General features: G+C 72.3%; 16 protein-coding genes. 9 read left to right on the top strand and 7 right to left on the bottom strand.

What is annotated here, in order from left to right; genetic code table 11:
* Nucleotides 1–11: 11 nt before the first annotated feature.
* On the bottom strand, nucleotides 12–938 hold the full coding sequence (locus tag G5C51_RS10130; RefSeq protein WP_165235232.1) for a TIGR03619 family F420-dependent LLM class oxidoreductase: 927 nt from the start codon (nucleotides 936–938) through the stop codon (nucleotides 12–14).
* Between the two features lie 303 nt (nucleotides 939–1241).
* Here G5C51_RS10130 and G5C51_RS10135 point away from each other — a divergent pair, with 303 nt between their 5' ends.
* Genes G5C51_RS10135 through G5C51_RS10150 form a run of 4 tightly spaced genes read left to right on the top strand, consistent with a single transcriptional unit; the run spans nucleotide 1242 to nucleotide 5607 of the window.
* Entirely contained in the window at nucleotides 1242–2957 is a 1716-nt protein-coding gene (locus tag G5C51_RS10135; RefSeq protein WP_338118079.1) for a BCCT family transporter, read from the top strand.
* 22 nt (nucleotides 2958–2979) lie between these two features.
* The gene (locus G5C51_RS10140) at nucleotides 2980–3654 is read left to right on the top strand and encodes an endonuclease V (protein ID WP_165235238.1); all 675 of its coding nucleotides are present in this window, start codon (nucleotides 2980–2982) and stop codon (nucleotides 3652–3654) included.
* A 37-nt stretch (nucleotides 3655–3691) separates the two neighbouring features.
* Nucleotides 3692–4711, top strand: coding sequence for an SPFH domain-containing protein (locus G5C51_RS10145; RefSeq protein WP_165235241.1), 1020 nt, complete (start codon nucleotides 3692–3694; stop codon nucleotides 4709–4711).
* Nucleotides 4708–5607 carry an NAD(+)/NADH kinase gene (locus G5C51_RS10150; protein ID WP_165235244.1) on the top strand — a complete coding sequence of 300 codons (900 nt, stop codon included), beginning with the start codon at nucleotides 4708–4710 and terminating at the stop codon, nucleotides 5605–5607. Before G5C51_RS10145 ends, G5C51_RS10150 begins: the two co-directional genes overlap by 4 nt.
* Nucleotides 5608–5610: 3 nt before the next feature.
* Here the strand turns inward: G5C51_RS10150 and asnB are convergent, their stop codons facing one another.
* Nucleotides 5611–7155: an asparagine synthase (glutamine-hydrolyzing) gene (asnB, locus tag G5C51_RS10155; RefSeq protein WP_165235247.1), complete on the bottom strand. Its 1545-nt coding sequence runs from the start codon at nucleotides 7153–7155 to the stop codon at nucleotides 5611–5613.
* A 165-nt stretch (nucleotides 7156–7320) separates the two neighbouring features.
* Between asnB and G5C51_RS10160 the strand changes: the two genes are divergently transcribed.
* Nucleotides 7321–7968, top strand: a complete 648-nt coding sequence (locus G5C51_RS10160; RefSeq protein ID WP_165235251.1) for a biliverdin-producing heme oxygenase — start codon at nucleotides 7321–7323, stop codon at nucleotides 7966–7968.
* A 54-nt stretch (nucleotides 7969–8022) separates the two neighbouring features.
* Here G5C51_RS10160 and G5C51_RS43730 read toward each other — a convergent pair whose 3' ends face one another.
* Together G5C51_RS43730 and G5C51_RS10170 are read right to left on the bottom strand one after the other, a co-directional pair.
* Complete coding sequence (locus tag G5C51_RS43730) at nucleotides 8023–9600, bottom strand: HtaA domain-containing protein (RefSeq protein WP_165235254.1); 1578 nt, start codon at nucleotides 9598–9600, stop codon at nucleotides 8023–8025.
* A 51-nt stretch (nucleotides 9601–9651) separates the two neighbouring features.
* Nucleotides 9652–11064, bottom strand: coding sequence for an HtaA domain-containing protein (locus G5C51_RS10170; protein ID WP_165235257.1), 1413 nt, complete (start codon nucleotides 11062–11064; stop codon nucleotides 9652–9654).
* A 100-nt stretch (nucleotides 11065–11164) separates the two neighbouring features.
* Between G5C51_RS10170 and G5C51_RS10175 the strand changes: the two genes are divergently transcribed.
* From G5C51_RS10175 to G5C51_RS10185, 3 genes are read left to right on the top strand one after another with little or no spacing between them, the layout of a single operon-like run.
* A complete protein-coding gene (locus G5C51_RS10175; protein ID WP_338118080.1) occupies nucleotides 11165–12199 on the top strand; it encodes a heme/hemin ABC transporter substrate-binding protein in 1035 nt (344 codons plus the stop codon).
* The gene (locus G5C51_RS10180; protein ID WP_165235260.1) at nucleotides 12199–13290 is read left to right on the top strand and encodes a FecCD family ABC transporter permease; all 1092 of its coding nucleotides are present in this window, start codon (nucleotides 12199–12201) and stop codon (nucleotides 13288–13290) included. Before G5C51_RS10175 ends, G5C51_RS10180 begins: the two co-directional genes overlap by 1 nt.
* Nucleotides 13287–14141 carry a heme ABC transporter ATP-binding protein gene (locus tag G5C51_RS10185; RefSeq protein ID WP_165235263.1) on the top strand — a complete coding sequence of 285 codons (855 nt, stop codon included), beginning with the start codon at nucleotides 13287–13289 and terminating at the stop codon, nucleotides 14139–14141. Before G5C51_RS10180 ends, G5C51_RS10185 begins: the two co-directional genes overlap by 4 nt.
* A 60-nt stretch (nucleotides 14142–14201) precedes the next feature.
* Here the strand turns inward: G5C51_RS10185 and G5C51_RS10190 are convergent, their stop codons facing one another.
* The 3 genes from G5C51_RS10190 to G5C51_RS10200 form a co-directional block, all read right to left on the bottom strand.
* Nucleotides 14202–14828, bottom strand: a complete 627-nt coding sequence (locus G5C51_RS10190) for a DUF305 domain-containing protein (RefSeq protein ID WP_165235266.1) — start codon at nucleotides 14826–14828, stop codon at nucleotides 14202–14204.
* Nucleotides 14829–14904: 76 nt separating this feature from the next.
* A complete protein-coding gene (locus G5C51_RS10195) occupies nucleotides 14905–15321 on the bottom strand; it encodes a DUF6153 family protein (RefSeq protein ID WP_338118081.1) in 417 nt (138 codons plus the stop codon).
* 34 nt (nucleotides 15322–15355) lie between these two features.
* On the bottom strand, nucleotides 15356–16246 hold the full coding sequence (locus G5C51_RS10200; protein WP_165235273.1) for a fumarylacetoacetate hydrolase family protein: 891 nt from the start codon (nucleotides 16244–16246) through the stop codon (nucleotides 15356–15358).
* Between the two features lie 32 nt (nucleotides 16247–16278).
* Between G5C51_RS10200 and G5C51_RS10205 the strand changes: the two genes are divergently transcribed.
* A partial coding sequence (locus tag G5C51_RS10205; RefSeq protein ID WP_276617613.1) for a VOC family protein occupies nucleotides 16279–16506 on the top strand: 228 nt, incomplete at its 3' end.

Consider the following 16506-nt stretch of genomic DNA (forward strand, 5'->3'; position numbering starts at 1 on the left):
AGAGCCCCGTATCAGCCCAGCGTCTTCCCCGCCGCCGCGACCAGCCGCTCCATCCGCGCCAGCTGATCGCCCGGCAGCACCGGGTCGTAGTCCATCGACCAGAACGCCTCGTCCACCCCCAGCGCCGCCACCTGCGGCAGGTCCTCCGCCACCTGCTCCGGCGAGCCGCTGAGCAGCCCGCGCTCCTCGACGGGCTCGTCATAGAGGGAGGCGTTGATACGGAGCACGACGGGCAGGCCGCCCGCCTCCCGCCCGGCCTCGCGCTCCGCGGCGTGGAAGCCCTGCACGACCCCCTCCAGCGCGCTCAGGTCCATCCCCGGCTGGATCACCGGGTTGAAGCCGATGCCCTGCCGCGCCGCCCGGCGCAGCGACGCCGGCGCGAAGGCGCCGACGATCATCGGCGGGCCGCCGGGCTGCACCGGCTTGGGGTTCAGATACGACTCCGGGATCGTGTAGTGGCTGCCCTCGTACTTCACCGGGTCCGGGCCCCAGGCCGCCCGCAGCGCGTCGACGAACTCGCCGAAGCCCGCGCCCTGCCGCTCCATCGGCACCCCGGCCGCCTCGAACTCCTCCTTCATCCAGCCCTGCCCGAGCCCGGCGATGAGCCGGCCGCCGCAGAGTTGGTCGAGCGTGGCGAAGCTGCGGGCGAGCGCGGCCGGCTGATGCAGCAGCGCGATGATGATGCTGGTGCCGAGGCCGATGGTGGACGTCCGGGCGGCGGCGAAGGCCAGCACCTCGAGCGGCGAGTAGACGGTGCGGTAGTTCTCCGGCAGCTCGAAGGACTGGCCGCCCATCCCCACCGGCCCGGTGGGCGCGATCTGCCGCTCGAAGGCCCACACCCGGTCGAGGCCGATCCGCTCCGCCCCCTCCGCGACGCTGCCGATGGCTTCCGGTGACGCGTGCTCTCCGGCGGTGGGAAGGGCAAGTCCGAGCTTCATGAGGACTCCAATCGTCCAAAGCTACAAGGGTGTTCAGTCTCACCCAGGACCTCACCCACGACCACCCGCCCCCGCCAAGGCAATACCGGCCCCCGCACGCCTCCCGACGCACACCGCACACATGTCGCACGCATGGCACCCGCACACCCCGGGCAGGCGGCGCTTGACCCTGCTGGCCCTGGCCGCCCCCGCGGCCGCACCCCCAAAGGGCTGAACACAGGCCTAACCGGCATGTCACATGCGTCGCGCGGGACCTCGCCGCCGTATGTCTGATCTGCCGAACGGATGAAAGGCAAGGCAAAAGTGACGGATAAACGGGTGGAGGAAAAGGCGCCCGCCTGGGCACCCGGAAAGCCCCGCACCGACGGGGTGGTGTTCGGCGTGACAGCCGCGCTGACCCTGGCCTTCGTGATCTGGGGCGCGGTGGCCACGGACTCGCTGGAGAGCGTGTCCACGAAGCTCCTCAACGGGGCGATGCACAACGGCGGCTGGGCGTTCGTCCTGGCCGCGACCGGCTTCGTCATCTTCGCGCTGTGGCTGGCGTTCAGTAAGTACGGCAAGATCACGCTGGGCCCGGAGGGCGAGGAGCCGGAGTTCCGCACGGTCTCCTGGGTCGCGATGATGTTCAGCGCCGGCATGGGCATCGGCCTGATGTTCTACGGCGTGAACGAGCCGCTCACGCACTTCGTGGACCCGCCGCCGAGCACCCACCCGGCCGACGCCCCGGCGCCGGAGCGGATGGAGACGTCGCTGGCGACCACGCTCTTCCACTGGACCCTGCACCCCTGGTCCATCTACGCGGTCGTCGGCCTCGCCATCGCGTACAGCACCTTCCGCCGCGGCCGGCGCCAGACGATCAGCGCCGTCTTCACCCCGCTGATCGGCGAGAAGCACGCCAACGGCGGCTGGGGCAAGGTCATCGACATCCTCGCCATCTTCGCCACCCTCTTCGGCTCCGCCGCCTCGCTGGGCCTCGGCGCGCTGCAGATCGGCAGCGGCGTGAAGGAGGTCGGCTGGACCAAGGAGGCCATCGGCGAGGGCCTGCTCATCACGATCATCGCGGTGCTCACCGCCGCCTTCGTCCTCTCCGCGGTCTCCGGCGTGGAGAAGGGCATCCAGTGGCTGTCGAACATCAACATGGTGCTCGCCGCGCTGCTGGTCCTCTTCGTCTTCATCGCGGGCCCGACCATCATGCAGCTCAACCTGCTGCCCACCTCCCTGGGCTCGTACTTCGGTGAGCTGCCGCAGATGGTCTCCCGTACGGAAGCGACGGGCGGCAAGGCGGTCGCGGACTGGCTGTCGAGCTGGACGGTCTTCTACTGGGCCTGGTGGATCTCCTGGACGCCGTTCGTCGGCATGTTCATCGCGCGGATCAGCCGCGGCCGCACCATCAAGCAGTTCGTCGGCGGCGTGATCCTGGTGCCGAGCGTCGTCAGCCTGATCTGGTTCGCGGTCTTCGGCGGCACGGCGATGAAGCTGGAGGCGGACGGCAAGAACCTGACGGCCGAGGCGACCGCCGAGGGCCAGCTGTTCAAGGTCCTGGACCAGTACCCGATGGCCGGCGTGACGACGCTGGTGGTGATGATCCTCGTCGGCATCTTCTTCGTCTCCGGCGCGGACGCGGCGTCCATCGTCATGGGCACGCTGTCGCAGAAGGGCACGATGGAGCCGACGCGCCTGGTGGTCATCATCTGGGGCGTGCTCACCGGGGCCGTGGCCGCGGTCATGCTGCTCATCGGCGGCGGCGGTGACCAGGCGCTGACGGGCCTGAAGAACCTCACCATCCTCGCGGCGGTGCCGTTCATGATCGTCATGATCGGCTTGTGCATCGCGCTGCTCAGCGATCTGCGGCACGACCCGCTGATCGTCCGCGGCGAGCACGGCGAGCGGCTGGTGGAGGAGGCGGTCTTCGCCGGACACGAGCTCTACGACGGCGACTTCGAGCTCACCATCGCCCCGACGGAGGGCTCGGACGAAGAGAGCCCGGTCGGCTACCCGCCCCCCGAGGACCGCCCCTAGCCGGTCCGTACACTCCGGCCTCATGCTGACCGAGGCCGAAGCGAAAACCGCACAAGAGCACATCCGCCGGGCGGCGGTGCTGGAGGAATCCGGCCCGCCGCCCGGCGCTGTGCGTACGGTCGCCGGCGTCGACGTGGCGTACGACGAGGGCAGCGATCTGCTCGCGGCCGCCGCCGTGGTCCTGGACGCGACGACGCTGGCGGTCGTGGAGCAGGCGACCGCGGTGGGCCGGGCCCGCTTCCCGTACGTGCCCGGCCTCCTGGCCTTCCGCGAACTGCCGCCGGTCCTCGACGCCCTCGACCGCCTGCGCACCACCCCCGACCTGGTCGTCTGCGACGGCTACGGCCTCGCCCACCCGCGCCGCGCGGGCCTGGCGGTCCACCTGGGCGTGGAGACCGGCCTCCCGTGCTTCGGCCTCGCGAAGACCCCGTTCGCCTTCTCGTACGAGGCCCCGGGCCCGGCCCGCGGCGACCACTCCCCGCTGCTGGACGCGGGCGAGGAGGTCGGCCGCGCCCTGCGCACGCAGCCCGCCGTGAAGCCGGTCTTCGTCTCCGTGGGCCACCGCATCGGCCTGGACACGGCCTGCGCCCACACCCTCGCCCTCACCCCCCGCTACCGCCAGCCGGAGACGACCCGCCAGGCCGACCACCTCTGCCGCACCGAACTGAAAAAGGCCCTTGCGACCATGACCCGCTAGCCCTTACCGTCATCCTGACGATAAGGGGGATCCACACATGGCCGACATCACCCGCCGCCTCGGCTGGCGCCACCTGCGCTCCGCGCCCACCGCCCACATCCGCCACCTCCGCCGCGGCAAGACGGTCCACGACGGTACGGGCCTGAGCTTCTGGTTCCGCCCGCGCACCGCCGCGCTCTCCGAGGTCCCGGTCGACGACCGCGAGCTGGCCATGACCTTTCACGCGCGTACGGCAGACTTCCAGGACGTCACGGTCCAGGCGACGGTCACCTACCGGGTCAGCGACCCGCCCGTCGCCGCCACCCGCATCGACTTCTCCGTCGACCCGGACACCGGCGCCTGGCGCGGCAACCCGCTGGAGCAGCTGGCCACCCTCCTCACCGAGACCGCCCAGCAGCACGCCCTCGACGTCCTGGCCCGCACCACCCTCGCCGATGCGATGGCCGACGGGGTGGCGGCGGTACGGGACCGGGTGAGCAGCGCCCTGGCCGCCGAGCCCCGCCTCCCGGCGACCGGGCTGGAGACGGTCGCCACCCGCGTCGTCGCCATCCGCCCCGAACCCGAGGTGGAGCGCGCCCTGCGCACCCCGGCCCGCGAGCAGATCCAGCAGGAGGCCGACCGCGCCACGTACGAACGCCGCGCCGTGGCGGTCGAGCGGGAGCGCGCCATCGCGGAGAACGAGCTCTCCAACAAGATCGAACTGGCCCGCCGCGAGGAGCAGCTGATCGCCCAGCAGGGCGCCAACTCCCGCCGCGACGCGGAGGAGGCGGCCGCGGCCGACGGCGTCCGGGCGGAGGCCGAGGCGGCCCGCACCGTACGCCTCGCGCAGGCCCAGGCCGCGGCCACCCGCGAAACCGGCCAGGCCAAGGCCCACGCCCAGGCCGAATGGCTGCGCGCCCACACCGAGCTGAACGAGTCCGCCCTGCAGACCCTCGCCTCGATGCGCCTCGCCGACAACCTGCCCCGCGTCCGCAGCCTCACCATCACCCCCGACCTGCTCTCCGGCCTGCTGAGCAAGCTCGGCAACGGCACCGCTCCGGAGGAGGACCGCCGGTGAGCCTCGCCCCCCGCGCGGTGCTGGTGCACCGCACCACGGAGTACGCCAAGCTGCACGCCCGGCACGGCAGTCCGGGCCAGGCGAGGTTCTTCCTGGCCTCGCGCGGCGAGGACGCGGAGGCGGCTGCCGAGGCTGACGCGTCCGTCCGCGCCACGCTGGACGAGGTCGCACACGCGATCCCCGCGGACTGGCGCCGGGCCCGGGTAGAGCGCTCCGACCTGGACCGCTTCCTCTTCTCCCCCGAGGACGTGATCGTGGTGGTCGGCCAGGACGGCCTGGTGGCGAACGTCGCCAAGTACCTGTCAGGGCAGCCGGTCATCGGCATCGACACGGAGCCGGGCCGCAACCCGGGCGTTCTGGTACGCCACCGGGCGCCGGACGCGCCCAAACTGCTGCGCGCGGCGACCCTCCCGCACCCCACCGCGGACGAGCTGACGATGGCGGAGGCGGTGGCCGACGACACGCAGCGCCTGCTGGCCCTGAACGAGATCTACATCGGCCAGCCGACCCACCAGACGGCCCGCTACGTCCTGCACCCGCGCGGCGCGGAGGGACCCGCCGAACACCAGGCCTCCTCGGGCCTGTTGGTCGGCACGGGCACGGGCGCCACGGGCTGGCTGCGCTCGGTGTGGCAGCAGACCGGCGCCGGCGGGCGCCTCCCGTCGCCGACCGATGGGGAGCTGGTGTGGTTCGTACGGGAGGCGTGGCCGTCTCCGGCGACGGGGACGGAGCTGGTGCGGGGCGCCCTGGCGGGCGGTGAAAGCCTCCAGCTCACGGTCGAGTCGGACCGCCTCGTCGCCTTCGGCGACGGGATCGAGTCGGACGCGCTGACGCTGACGATGGGTCAGCGCGTCCGACTGGGCCGGGCCGGGACGGCACTTCGCCTGCTGGTATGACCCCTACGCGGTGGCGAAGCGGGTCAGCACCCGCTCGGGGCGCACCGCCGGCAGGGCCTTGCGGAAGGCGCGGTAGTAGGCGAGCTCCTCCTTGGAGCGGAGCTCGGTGCCGCCCGCCGCGCTGCATCCGGCCGCGAACTCGGCCTCGCTGATCCGCTCTTCCCACACCGGCGCGAAGAGATCCTGCGCCCCGCTGCCCGTACCGAACTGCACCTTCCGCCGCCACAGCAGCGACTCCGGCAGCCAGCCGGCGAAGGCGCGGCGGAGGTGGCTCTTCTCCATCGGGTCCCCTGCGTGCACCTCCATGCCCTTCATCGACGCGGGCAGCGACATCGCGTGCGCGATCACCTGCCCGTCGAGGAACGGCACCCGGGCCTCGAGCCCGTGCGCCATCGTGACGCGGTCGCAGCGCTGCAGGTTCAGCCCGTGCAGCGACCGGAGGGTGCGCTCCAGCTCGCGGTCGAGCTCGTCGGGCGCGGCGTGCGCCCGGTGGTAGTAGTCGTAACCGGCGAAGAGCTCGTCCGCGCCCTCCCCGGTCAGCACCGCCTTGACGTGCCGCGAAGCCAGCTCCGACAGGAACCAGTTGGGGACGGCGCTGCGGATGAGGCTGGCGTCGAAGGACTCGACGGAGGCGACGACCTCATCGACGGCGGCGATCGCCATCTTCCCGTCGAAGACCGCTTCGTGGTGCTCCGTACCGAGGAAGGCGGCGGCTTCGCGGGCGGCGAGGAGGTCGGGCGACCCGGCCGTGCCGACGGCGAAGGTCTTCAGCCGCCGGCCCTGCCGGGCGTATTCGTTGGCGGCGATGGCGGCGACGAGGCTGGAGTCGAGTCCGCCGGAGAGGAAGACGCCGACCTCGACGTCGGCCATCAGGTGGCGCTTCACGGAGTCGACGAAGACCTCGCGGGTCGCCTTCTCGGCGACCTCGGGGGCGAGATCCGCCCACTCGCGGGCCGCGGCGTCGCGAGTGACGACGTCGGCGAAGCGGACGACGCCGGACTCCGGGGTCCAGTAGCAGCCGGGCGGGAAGGACTCGACCGCGGGCTGCGCGGCGCGCGGGAAGGCGCGGATCTCGGAGGCGAAGTAGACATGGCCGTCATGCCGCGCCCAGTACAGCGGCTTGATGCCGAGGCGGTCGCGGGCGGCGACGAAGCGGCCGTCCGGGGTGGCGGCGCACAGGGCCCACATGCCCTGGAGGCGCTGCAGGCCCGCGGTGCCGTTTTCGCGCAGCAGCGCGAGGGCGGCTTCGCTGTCGGAGGAGGTCTCGAAGGTGACGCCGTCGAGGGCGGCGCGGATGTCGGCGTGGTTGTAGATCTCGCCGTTGCAAACCAGGGCCCAGGATTCCGGGTCCCCGAGGGGCTGCCGCCCCCCGTCGAGGTCGACGATCGACAGTCGCGTGTGCCCCAGCCAGGCGCGCTGTCCGACCGTCCAGTGGTCGCTGTCGTCCGGACCGCGGTGCGTGATTCCCGAGAGCATCGGCACGCCCGCGGTCACGATATGGGAGGGATCACCCTTTGATTCGCTGTACACAGCTGCAATGCCACACATGCGATTCGACCCTAAGCGGGGTCGTGCGCGGCGGCAAGGAAAGTGAGACCAGGCTCATAACGCGGCTCCACACATGGTTCGGCCGAGCGACACCGGGTAAAGTTGCCGACAGATCGTCGGTAAGCGTATTGACTTAGGTAAGCCTAACCAAAGAAGATGGCCACCATGGAGACGACGCCCTTTTCGGTCCGCCTGCGCACCGAATCGCACGACCAGCACACCGAGGCCGAGACCTCGACCTTCATGTCCGACCTCCTCGGCGGCCGCCTCGGCGTCGACGCCTATGCCCGCTACACGGAGCAGCTGTGGCACGTCTACAGCGCCCTGGAAGCTGCCTGGGACCGGCTGGCCGACGACCCGGTAGCGGGCCCGTTCGTCCAGCCCGAGCTGGCCCGGGTCCCGGAGCTGGAGCGGGATCTGGACTTCGTCGCGCCTGGGTGGCGGGGGACGGCGCCGCTGGCGGCTACGCGGGCTTACGCGGAGCGGATCAGCGAGTGCGCGCGGGAGTGGCCCGCCGGGTACGTGGCGCACCACTACACCCGCTACCTGGGCGACCTGTCCGGTGGACAGATCATCCGCGGCACGGCGGAGAAGACCTGGGGCTTCGAGCGCAAGGGCGACGGCGTGCGCTTCTACGTCTTCGAGCAGATCTCCAACCCGGCCGCCTACAAGCGCTCTTACCGGGAGCTGCTGGACGAGGTGCCGCTCGACGACCTCGAGCAGCGCCGGGTCGTGGACGAGTGCAAGCGCGCGTTCGCGCTGAACACCGCCATGTTCCACGACCTGGGCGCGCAGTTCCCGCGTACCGCTTAGAAAAGCGCGAAGCGCGCCTGGTGACTGTCGGATCACCAGGCGCGCTTCGCCGTCTCAGCCCTCGGCTCGGTTACGGCGCCGCGACGCCGCGAACACCGCGGCCCCGCCGATCGCGGCTGCCGCGGCGCCCGCTCCGAGGAGGGCGCCCACCGGCGTGCCGGAGCCGGTCGATGCCAGCGGGTCGGAGCCGCCGACCGTGCCGGCGCCGCCCGCGCTGTCGGCACCGCCGGAGCCGGAACCTTCAGAACCACCCGAGCCGCCGCCAGGCAGCTCCGCGTCCTCGGACAGTGACAGCGCCGCGCTCACCGGGTCCAGCGCGTCGCCCTCCTGGTAGAAGCCGCCGAAGGCTTTCGCGCCTTCCGCCGTCAGCTTCGCCGGTACGGACTTGAGCTCGACGATGTCGTCCTTCGCGGTCAGCTTGCCCGCGTCCGTAGAAAGGTCCGCGACCTCGATGTCACTGCTGTTGGTGACCTTGCCGGACTCCCGGTCCTTCGACGAGACATCCGCGACCAGCGCCGCGCTCTGCCCGTCCGCCTCGACCCGCAGGTCGCTGAACTTCAGGTCCAGGGCGTAGGAGTCGCCCTCCTTGTGCGCGAGGAACCGCACCGTCCCGCCGAAGCGCGCGTCGAGACCGGGCGTCTCCGTCTCGAACTCGCCCTTCCCGTCGGGGAAGCGATACCCCTCACCCTGCTTCGTGGCCCCGTCGCCCAGCTCGACCTTGCCGCCCCCGACCGGCCCGGTGACGTACTTGCGGAAGGACTCCTTCACGCCCCAGTCGAGCCGCCCGTCGACGATCGCGCCCTCCACCGGAGCCGGCGCCTCGCCACCGCCCGAGCCGGACCCGGATCCGGACCCGCCGCCCGCGTCCGAGCCGCCCGAGCCGGAGCCGCCGCCCGAACCGCTGCCCCCGGTGGCGTCCGTACCGCCGGAGCCGGTCGAGCCGCCCGCGCCGGACGAGCCACCGGTCGCGCCGCCGGTGCTGCCCCCGGTCGCACCGCCCGAACCGCCCGAAGCCGCCTTGACGCTCAGCGTCGCCGCGTCGAGCGTCTCGCCCTCCTTGTACATGTCGTTGAAGGCCTTGGCGCCCTCGGCCGTCAGCTTCGCCGGGATATCGGCGAACGTCATCGCCCCGCCCTCGCCCTGCCCCGGCTTGACCCCGCTCAGATCGAGGTCGGCAAGCGCCACGTCGTCGCTGGTCTTGCCCGCCGCCGTGATGTCGGCGGTGATCGCGCCGGCGGTGGCGTTCTCCGTCTTCAGCTTCACATCGGCGAGCTTGATGTCGAAGCCGTGCAGCTTCGACGTAAAGCGCACGCTCCCCTTGAAGGCCGAGTCGACGGCGTGCGTCGCCGGGTCGTACGAGCCCGTGCCGCCGGTGAAGGTGAACGGCCCGTTGTCCGCCGCCTGTTCGGCCCCGTCCGCGACGGTGATCTCACCGGCCGCCATCCCGGTGACGTACTTGCGGAAGGACTCCTTGACCCCCCACTTCAGCGTGCCGTCGGTAAGGTCGATCGCCGCCGGACCGGCGGCGGGGGCATCGGCGTCGGCGGCCATGGCGGGGAGGGCGAGCGCGCCCGTGCCGAGGACGGCGGCCGAGGCGACGGCTATCGCGAGGCGTCTGCGGGTGGCGGTCATGGGTGTATGGCTCCTCGGGGTTTCAGTTGTCAGTCGTCAGTGAGTCAGTCGTCAGTCAGTCGGAGTGCTGGTCTCAGAGGCACCGCCCGCCGCCGCCTTCCGACGGCGCACGGCATACGCCCCCGCGCCGGCCGCGGCCAGCAGCAGCGCGGCGCCGCCGAGCGAGAGCGGGAGGGCGTTGGAGCCGGACGAACCGGCCGGCTCGGTCTCGGCCGCGACCGCCGCCTTCGTCTCGGCGGCGGCACTCGGCGCCGCGTCGCTGCCCAGGTCCGGCAGCGCGGGCAGCTCGGCGTCCTTGTCGAGGGCGGCCGCGACGGAGACCGGGTCCATCTCCGTACCGGCCGGATACATCCCGCCGAAGGCCTTCGAGCCGTCCTTCGTCAGCCGCGTCTTGGCGTCCGCCACCGCGACCAGGCCGTCCTTCGGCTTCAGTTCACCGGCGTCGAAGGTGACCAGCGGCACGCCCTGATCCGTCTTCCCGCCCGCCGACGTGACATCGGCGGACAGCGTGCCCTTGCCCTTCGCGACCTCGACGCCCACGCCGCTCAGCACGAGGTCGAGATCCTTGCCGGTGAAGCGCAGCTTCCCGGAGAAGTCCGCGTCGAGGCGCTGCTTCTTCGCGTCGTACGTGCCCGTGCCCGCGCCGAAGCGGAAGAGCGCGCCGCCGTCCTTCGCCCCGTTGCTGACCGCCCACTTGCCCTTGGCGACCGGGCCGGTCACGTACTCGCGGAAGGTGCGGCGCACGCCCCAGTCGACGGCGCCGTCGCGGAGCTTGCCGTCGGCGGCGGGCTTGTCGTCCTTGTCGTCAGAAGACGAAGAGGGCTTCGCCGACGGGCTCTTCGGCTTCTTCGCCGCCGCCTTCACATCCACCGACAGGCTCACCGGGTCCAGCGCCGTCCCGGCCGGGTAGTACCCGCCGAACGCCTTTTCCCCCGCCGCCGTCAGCGTCGCCGGGACCCGGTTCAGGGCGATCGGGGTGCCGCCGCCGCGCATGTTCACGCCGGACACGCCCAGGTTGGCCAGCGCCACCTGGCTCTGGCTGCTCACCTGTCCGCTGTCGCGGTCCTTGCTGGTGACATCGGCGTGCAGGGTGCCCTTGCCGCCGGCGATCTTCACGGTGAACCGGCGCAGCGTCATGTCCAGCCGGTACGACCCGCCCTCCTTGTGCCCGGTGAAGTGCACGCCGCCGGTGAAGGCGGCGGTCAGCGCGCCGGTGCCGGGGTCGTACGAGCCCGTCGCGGAGTGGAAGCGGAAGCCGCTCGCCGCATTGTCGAGCAGCGTCCATTTGCCCTGCGCGATGGGCCCGGTGACGTACGCGAGGAAGGAGCTCTTGATACCCCAGTCCAGCCGGCCGCCGGACACGGTGCGGGCCTCGGCGTGCGCCGTGGACTTGGGCAGCAATCCGGCGAAGAGCAGCGCGGCGAGCGCGGTGGCGAGGTAAGCGGGCAGGCTGCGCCGCGGCATCGGATCACCCCTCCGATCTGGTTGTTTAGGTGAGCCTAACCTAAGCTATCGGCCGGTAGGTCGGAAGACCCGGCCCCGGAGATCGTGAGGTGGAGGTCCGGTGAAGCGGCTGGATTATGCAAGAACGGGGCGCAGACTGCGCGCCGTTGCCGCCGCGGGCGTGCTGGCGCTGGCCCTGGCGGGCTGCGGCGGCGGCTCGGGTGCGCCGGCCGACGCGGCGGGCGGTGGCAAGGGCGGCACAGCGGACAAGCGGCCCGACCGCGTCGAGCCGGTCGCCGCCACCGCGCAGCCGGACCTGCCCACCACCGTCCGCTCCGCCGACGGCCGCAAGGTGACCGTGCGTAAGGCGGACCGGATCGTCCCGCTCACCGGCTCGATCTCGGAGCTGGTCTACTCGCTCGGCCTCGGCAAGCGCGTCGTGGCCCGCGACATCACCGCCACCTTCGAGCAGGCGAAGAAGCTCCCGGTGGTCACCCACGGCCACGACGTCTCCGCCGAGAGCGTGCTCTCCCTCAAGCCCGACGTGGTGCTCGCCGAGACCACGACGGGCCCGGAGGAGGCCATTTCGCAGATACGGGCCGCCGGCATCCCGGTCGTGGTCATCGACCCGGCGAAGGAACTCACCGACGTCGGCAAGCGCATCGACGCGGTGGCCGGGACCCTGGGTGTCACCGACAACGGCAAGAAGCTGCGCACCCGCAGCGAGGACCGTATCGCCGCGGCCCAGCGCAAGATCCCCGAGCACAAAGGCGACAAGCCCCGCGTCGCCTTCCTCTACCTGCGCGGCACCGCCTCCGTCTACATGCTCGGCGGCGCCGACTCCGGCGCCGCGTCCCTGATCGAGGCCGCGGGCGGCATCGACGCGGGCAAGGAGTCCGGGCTGGAGAAGGACTTCACGCCGATCACCAGCGAGGCGCTGGCGAAGGCGGCGCCCGACGTGATCCTGGTGATGACGAAGGGCCTCGAGTCCGTCGACGGCGTGGACGGGCTGCTGAAGATCCCGGGCATCGCGCAGACCCCGGCCGGGCAGCAGCGCCGGGTCGCGTCGATCGACGACGGGGTGCTGCTGAGTTACGGGCCGCGCACGGACGAGGTCCTCACGGACTTGGTCGCGCAGCTCCACAAGGGACGTTGATGGACACCACTTTGACCCGCTCCGAGGTCGACTCAAAAGCCGATCGCCCAGCGCCGAAGGCGCATCGCTCCCGCGTCCCCGTCCTCGCCGCAGCCCTGATCGTCGCCACCGTCGCCGCCGCCGTGCTCGCGGCGGGCACGGGCGCGTACGGGATCGGGCCAGGCGATGTCGTCGGCTCGCTGCTGCACCGCGCCGGACTCGGCGGCTCGGCGCTGGACCGCACCGGCGAGAGCGTGCTGTGGAACGTCCGCCTCCCGCGGGTCGTCCTCGCCCTGCTCGTCGGGGCCTCGCTCGGCTGCGCGGGCGCGCTGATGCAGGGCGTGTTCGGCAACCCACTCGCCGAGCCCGGCGTGATCGGCATCTCGGCCGGCGCCGCCGTGGGCGCGGTCGGCGCCATCGCGCTCGGCCTGAACTTCTTCGGCAACTGGACCATCACCGCCTGCGCGTTCGTCGCGGGCCTGGCGACCGTCCTCCTCGTCTACGTGCTCTCCCGCGCCGGCGGCCGCACCGAGGTCGTGACGCTGATCCTCACCGGCATCGCCGTGAATGCCTTCGCGGGCGCGCTGATCGGCCTGTTCATCTTCTTCGCCGACAACGCCCAGATCACCCAGATCACCTTCTGGCAGCTCGGCTCGCTCTCCCAGGCCACCTGGCCGAAGGTGCTGGCCGTACTCCCCTGCGCCGCCGCCGGGTTGGTGATCGCCCCGTGGTACGCCCGCAAGCTGGACCTGCTCGCGCTCGGCGAGCGCCCGGCCCGGCACCTGGGCGTGGATGTGGAGCGGCTGCGGCTGACGCTGGTGCTCGTCGTGGCGCTGCTGACCGCGGCCGCGGTGGCGGTCGCCGGCATCGTCACCTTCGTCGGCCTGCTGGTCCCGCACCTCCTCCGCATGGCGGCCGGGCCAGGGCATCGCTTCCTGGTGCCGTTCAGCGCGGTCGGCGGCGCGCTCGTGCTGGTCGCCGCCGACCTGGCGGCCCGTACCGCCGCCGAGCCGGCCGAGCTGCCGCTCGGGGTGCTGACGGCGCTCTTCGGCAGCCCGTTCTTCTTCTGGCTGCTGCGCAGGACCCGTAGCAAACAAGGGGGCTGGGCATGATCCGCACGCTGCTCGCACCGGGCCGCGCGCTGGCCTCCGGCCGGTCCAGCCGCCGATTCCCGGAGTCGCTCGCACCCGGCGCGGTGGCGGCCGAGGCGCTTGCGGCCTCCGTTCGCCTCGGGGGCCGTATGGTCCTCGACGGCGTCGACATGTCCGTATCGGCGGGCGAAGTACTGGCGCTGGTCGGCCCCAACGGCGCCGGGAAGTCCACGCTGCTGGCCGCCCTGGCCGGGGACATCGCCCCCGAGGAGGGTGAGATACGCATCGCGGGCCGCCCCGCAGCCGCTTGGTCCGCACCCGAACTCGCCCTGCGGCGCGCGGTGCTGCCGCAGGCGGCGGCGGTGTCGTTCCCGTTCACCGTGGCGGATGTCGTACGGATGGGGCGCGCGCCCTGGAGCGGCACGCCGGCGGAGGACGAGGACGACACGGCGGTGGCGTCCGCCCTGTCCGCGACCGAGCTGACCGACTACGCCGACCGCCCCTTCACCGCCCTCTCCGGCGGCGAAAAGGCCCGCGCCGCCCTCGCCCGCGTCCTGGCCCAGCACACGGACCTGCTCCTCCTCGACGAGCCCACCGCCGCCCTGGACCTGCGCCACCAGGAGCTGGTCCTCCGCCTCGCCCGCGCCCGCGCGGCGGCGGGCGCCGCGGTCGTGGTGGTCCTGCACGACCTCGGCCTGGCGGCGGCATACGCGGACCGGGCCGCGGTCCTGCACGAGGGACGGGTGGCCGCGGCCGGACCCCCGGCGGAGGTCTTCGACGAGGCGCTGCTCACGAAGGTCTACCGACAGCCGGTGGAGGTCTTCCCGCACCCGGAGACGGGGGCTTTGCTCGTACTCCCCAAGCGCCCGTAACCAAAGGGGCCCGGCCCGGCGGACGCACCGCCGGGACCGGGCAGGAGAGGTGCGGCAGGCTCAGTCGGCCAACTTCTCCATCACCTTGATCTCGGCGCTCTGCGTCTTGATCACCGCGTCGGAGAGCTTCTTGGCGGGCCCGTAAGCGCCGTCCTTCTTCTCCGTCTCGGCCATCTCGATCGCGCCTTCGTGGTGCTTGATCATCAGCTCGCTGAAGAGCTTGTCGAAGGCGGCGCCCTCGCTCTTCTCCAGCTTCGCCATCTCGTCGGCGCTCATCATGCCCGGCATGTCGTGCCCGCCGTGGCCGCCGCTCATGTCGCCGGGGACCTCCTCGCCCCAGGACTTGAGCCAGCCGCTCATGGTCTCGATCTCCGGGTCCTGCGCCTTCTTGATGTCCGCGCCGAGCTTCTTGACCTCGGCGGAGCCGGCCCGGTCGGGGACCAGTTCGGCCATCTCGATGGCCTGCCGGTGGTGCTGGATCATCTGCTGCGCGAAGGCGACGTCGGCGGCGTTGTGCTTGCCGTCCTTGTCCGCCTTGGCGGCGGGCGCGGACGAGGACGACCCGTGGCCGCCCCCGTGGCCGCTGCCGCTGTCGTCATTGCCGCCGCAGGCGGCGAGGGTGAGCGCGGCGCCGGCCGCGACGGCGGCCATGGCGATACGGGGGGTGTGCTTGCGGTACGAAGTCATGCGGAGTTGTCTCCTGTTGCTGAGAAACGAATAGAGGCACGTCGCACGGACCCACGTGGATCCGTAGAACGTCGGCCTAAATCCGCAGCAACTGGAGCTCGGCGAGCGAGGGCGGCGCCCGCTCCGCCGCAGAGCCGGGCCCGTTCCGGACGGCGAGCACGGCCGCCCCGTCGGCGGCCGGCTCCGCGACCCCCAGCGGAGGCGCGAGCACCGGCGCCCCGGCGACACCCGCCGAGGCACAGGTCCCGTCGGCATGCTGCCCGCCATGCCCGGCGGGCTCATCGTGCGAGCAAGCCGCCGCGAGCACGGCGGCGGCGTCGTCGTGACCGGTCGATACGTGACCACCGGCGGCATGCCCGCTCATCGCATGCGCGCCCGGCCCGCGCTCCGCGGCCACCGCGTCCCCGGGCGCCAGCGCATGCATGCCGACCAGCCCCACCAACACGGCGAGGACCAGCAGCGCGGCACGCGCGGACACCCGGACAGGACTCACCCGGTCACGGTACCGCACCTACCCCCCACCGGTATCAGCGGCCGAAGCCGGCCTTCCCCCGCAGCACCGGGTTCGCCAGCCGCCCGATGCCCTCGATGTCGATCACGACCCGGTCCCCCGCCTCCAGCGTGACCTCCGGCCCGGGCACCGCCGACGTACCGGTGGACAGCACCGCCCCACGCGGAAAGTCGTCCCCGCGGAACAGCCAGTCGGCGAGCTCCGCCGGCGTCCGGTGCAGCCGCGCCGTCGTCGTATCGCCCTTCCACAGGGGCCCGCCGTCCCGCTCGATGGCCGCCTCGATCCCCAGCGTCAGCAGGTCCCCGACCCCCTCGGCCAGCCGGATCCAGGGCCCGATCGCGCACGACCCCCGGTACACCTTCGCCTGCGGCAGATAGAGCGGATTCTCGCCCTCGATCGACCGCGAGCTGACGTCATTGCACACCGTCGCCCCGACGATCTCCCCGGACGCGGCGCACACCACCGCCAGCTCCGGCTCGGGCACATCCCACGTGGAGTCGGCCCGCACCCCGACGGCCTCCCCGGGGCCGCTGACCCGCCACCCGACCGCCTTGAAGAACAGCTCCGGCCGCTCGGCGTCGTAGACCTGCTCGTAGACGTCCGCGGACTGCTCGCTCTCCTCCATCCGCGCCTCGCGCGAAACGGTGTACGTCACACCCGCCGCCCACACCTCCGTATCGGAGTCGACGGGGGCCGCGAGCCGGACCGCCCGGTGCGGTACAGGGCGGGCGGCCGCGAGCGCGGCCCGGAAGGCCTCGGCATCGCCGCCCAGCAGCTCACCGAGCCCGACGCCCTCGCCCAACTCCCGCGCCCCGTCCGGGGTTACGACCAGCCACCTCCGGGCCCCGCCCTCCAGGCCCTCGGCGATCAACGTGTACGGCGGTATGGCACTCGTATCGATCGTCATGCCCGCCGATGGTAGTTAGGTACTCTCCCGTAATGATCGGCGAGTTGGAATGCATCGTGCTTGACTGCCCCGACCCGCACGCCCTGGCCGTGTTCTACAGCGGCCTCCTCGGCGGCGAGGTCAACCGCCCCGACCCCCGCTGGGGCCCGGGCGAGGACTTCGCGACGCTCCACCCGCCCGCCGCCCCGCCGCTCTGCTTCCAGCGGGTCGCCGACCACCGCCCGCCGCGCTGTCCGACCCGGAGGCGCGGCGGGGGATGC

The organism is Streptomyces coryli (assembly GCF_011044975.1).
Classification (GTDB): Bacteria; Actinomycetota; Actinomycetes; order Streptomycetales; family Streptomycetaceae; genus Streptomyces; species Streptomyces coryli.

Coding starts and splice junctions, on each gene's coding strand:
- asnB (WP_165235247.1), bottom strand. CDS start 7,155: ATGTGTGGCATTGCAGCTGTGTACAGCGAATCAAAGGGTGATCCCTCC.
- G5C51_RS10200 (WP_165235273.1), bottom strand. CDS start 16,246: ATGACGATCGATACGAGTGCCATACCGCCGTACACGTTGATCGCCGAG.
- G5C51_RS43730 (WP_165235254.1), bottom strand. CDS start 9,600: ATGACCGCCACCCGCAGACGCCTCGCGATAGCCGTCGCCTCGGCCGCC.
- G5C51_RS10160 (WP_165235251.1), top strand. CDS start 7,321: ATGGAGACGACGCCCTTTTCGGTCCGCCTGCGCACCGAATCGCACGAC.
- G5C51_RS10185 (WP_165235263.1), top strand. CDS start 13,287: ATGATCCGCACGCTGCTCGCACCGGGCCGCGCGCTGGCCTCCGGCCGG.
- G5C51_RS10190 (WP_165235266.1), bottom strand. CDS start 14,828: ATGACTTCGTACCGCAAGCACACCCCCCGTATCGCCATGGCCGCCGTC.
- G5C51_RS10180 (WP_165235260.1), top strand. CDS start 12,199: ATGGACACCACTTTGACCCGCTCCGAGGTCGACTCAAAAGCCGATCGC.
- G5C51_RS10130 (WP_165235232.1), bottom strand. CDS start 938: ATGAAGCTCGGACTTGCCCTTCCCACCGCCGGAGAGCACGCGTCACCG.
- G5C51_RS10145 (WP_165235241.1), top strand. CDS start 3,692: ATGGCCGACATCACCCGCCGCCTCGGCTGGCGCCACCTGCGCTCCGCG.
- G5C51_RS10170 (WP_165235257.1), bottom strand. CDS start 11,064: ATGCCGCGGCGCAGCCTGCCCGCTTACCTCGCCACCGCGCTCGCCGCG.
- G5C51_RS10140 (WP_165235238.1), top strand. CDS start 2,980: ATGCTGACCGAGGCCGAAGCGAAAACCGCACAAGAGCACATCCGCCGG.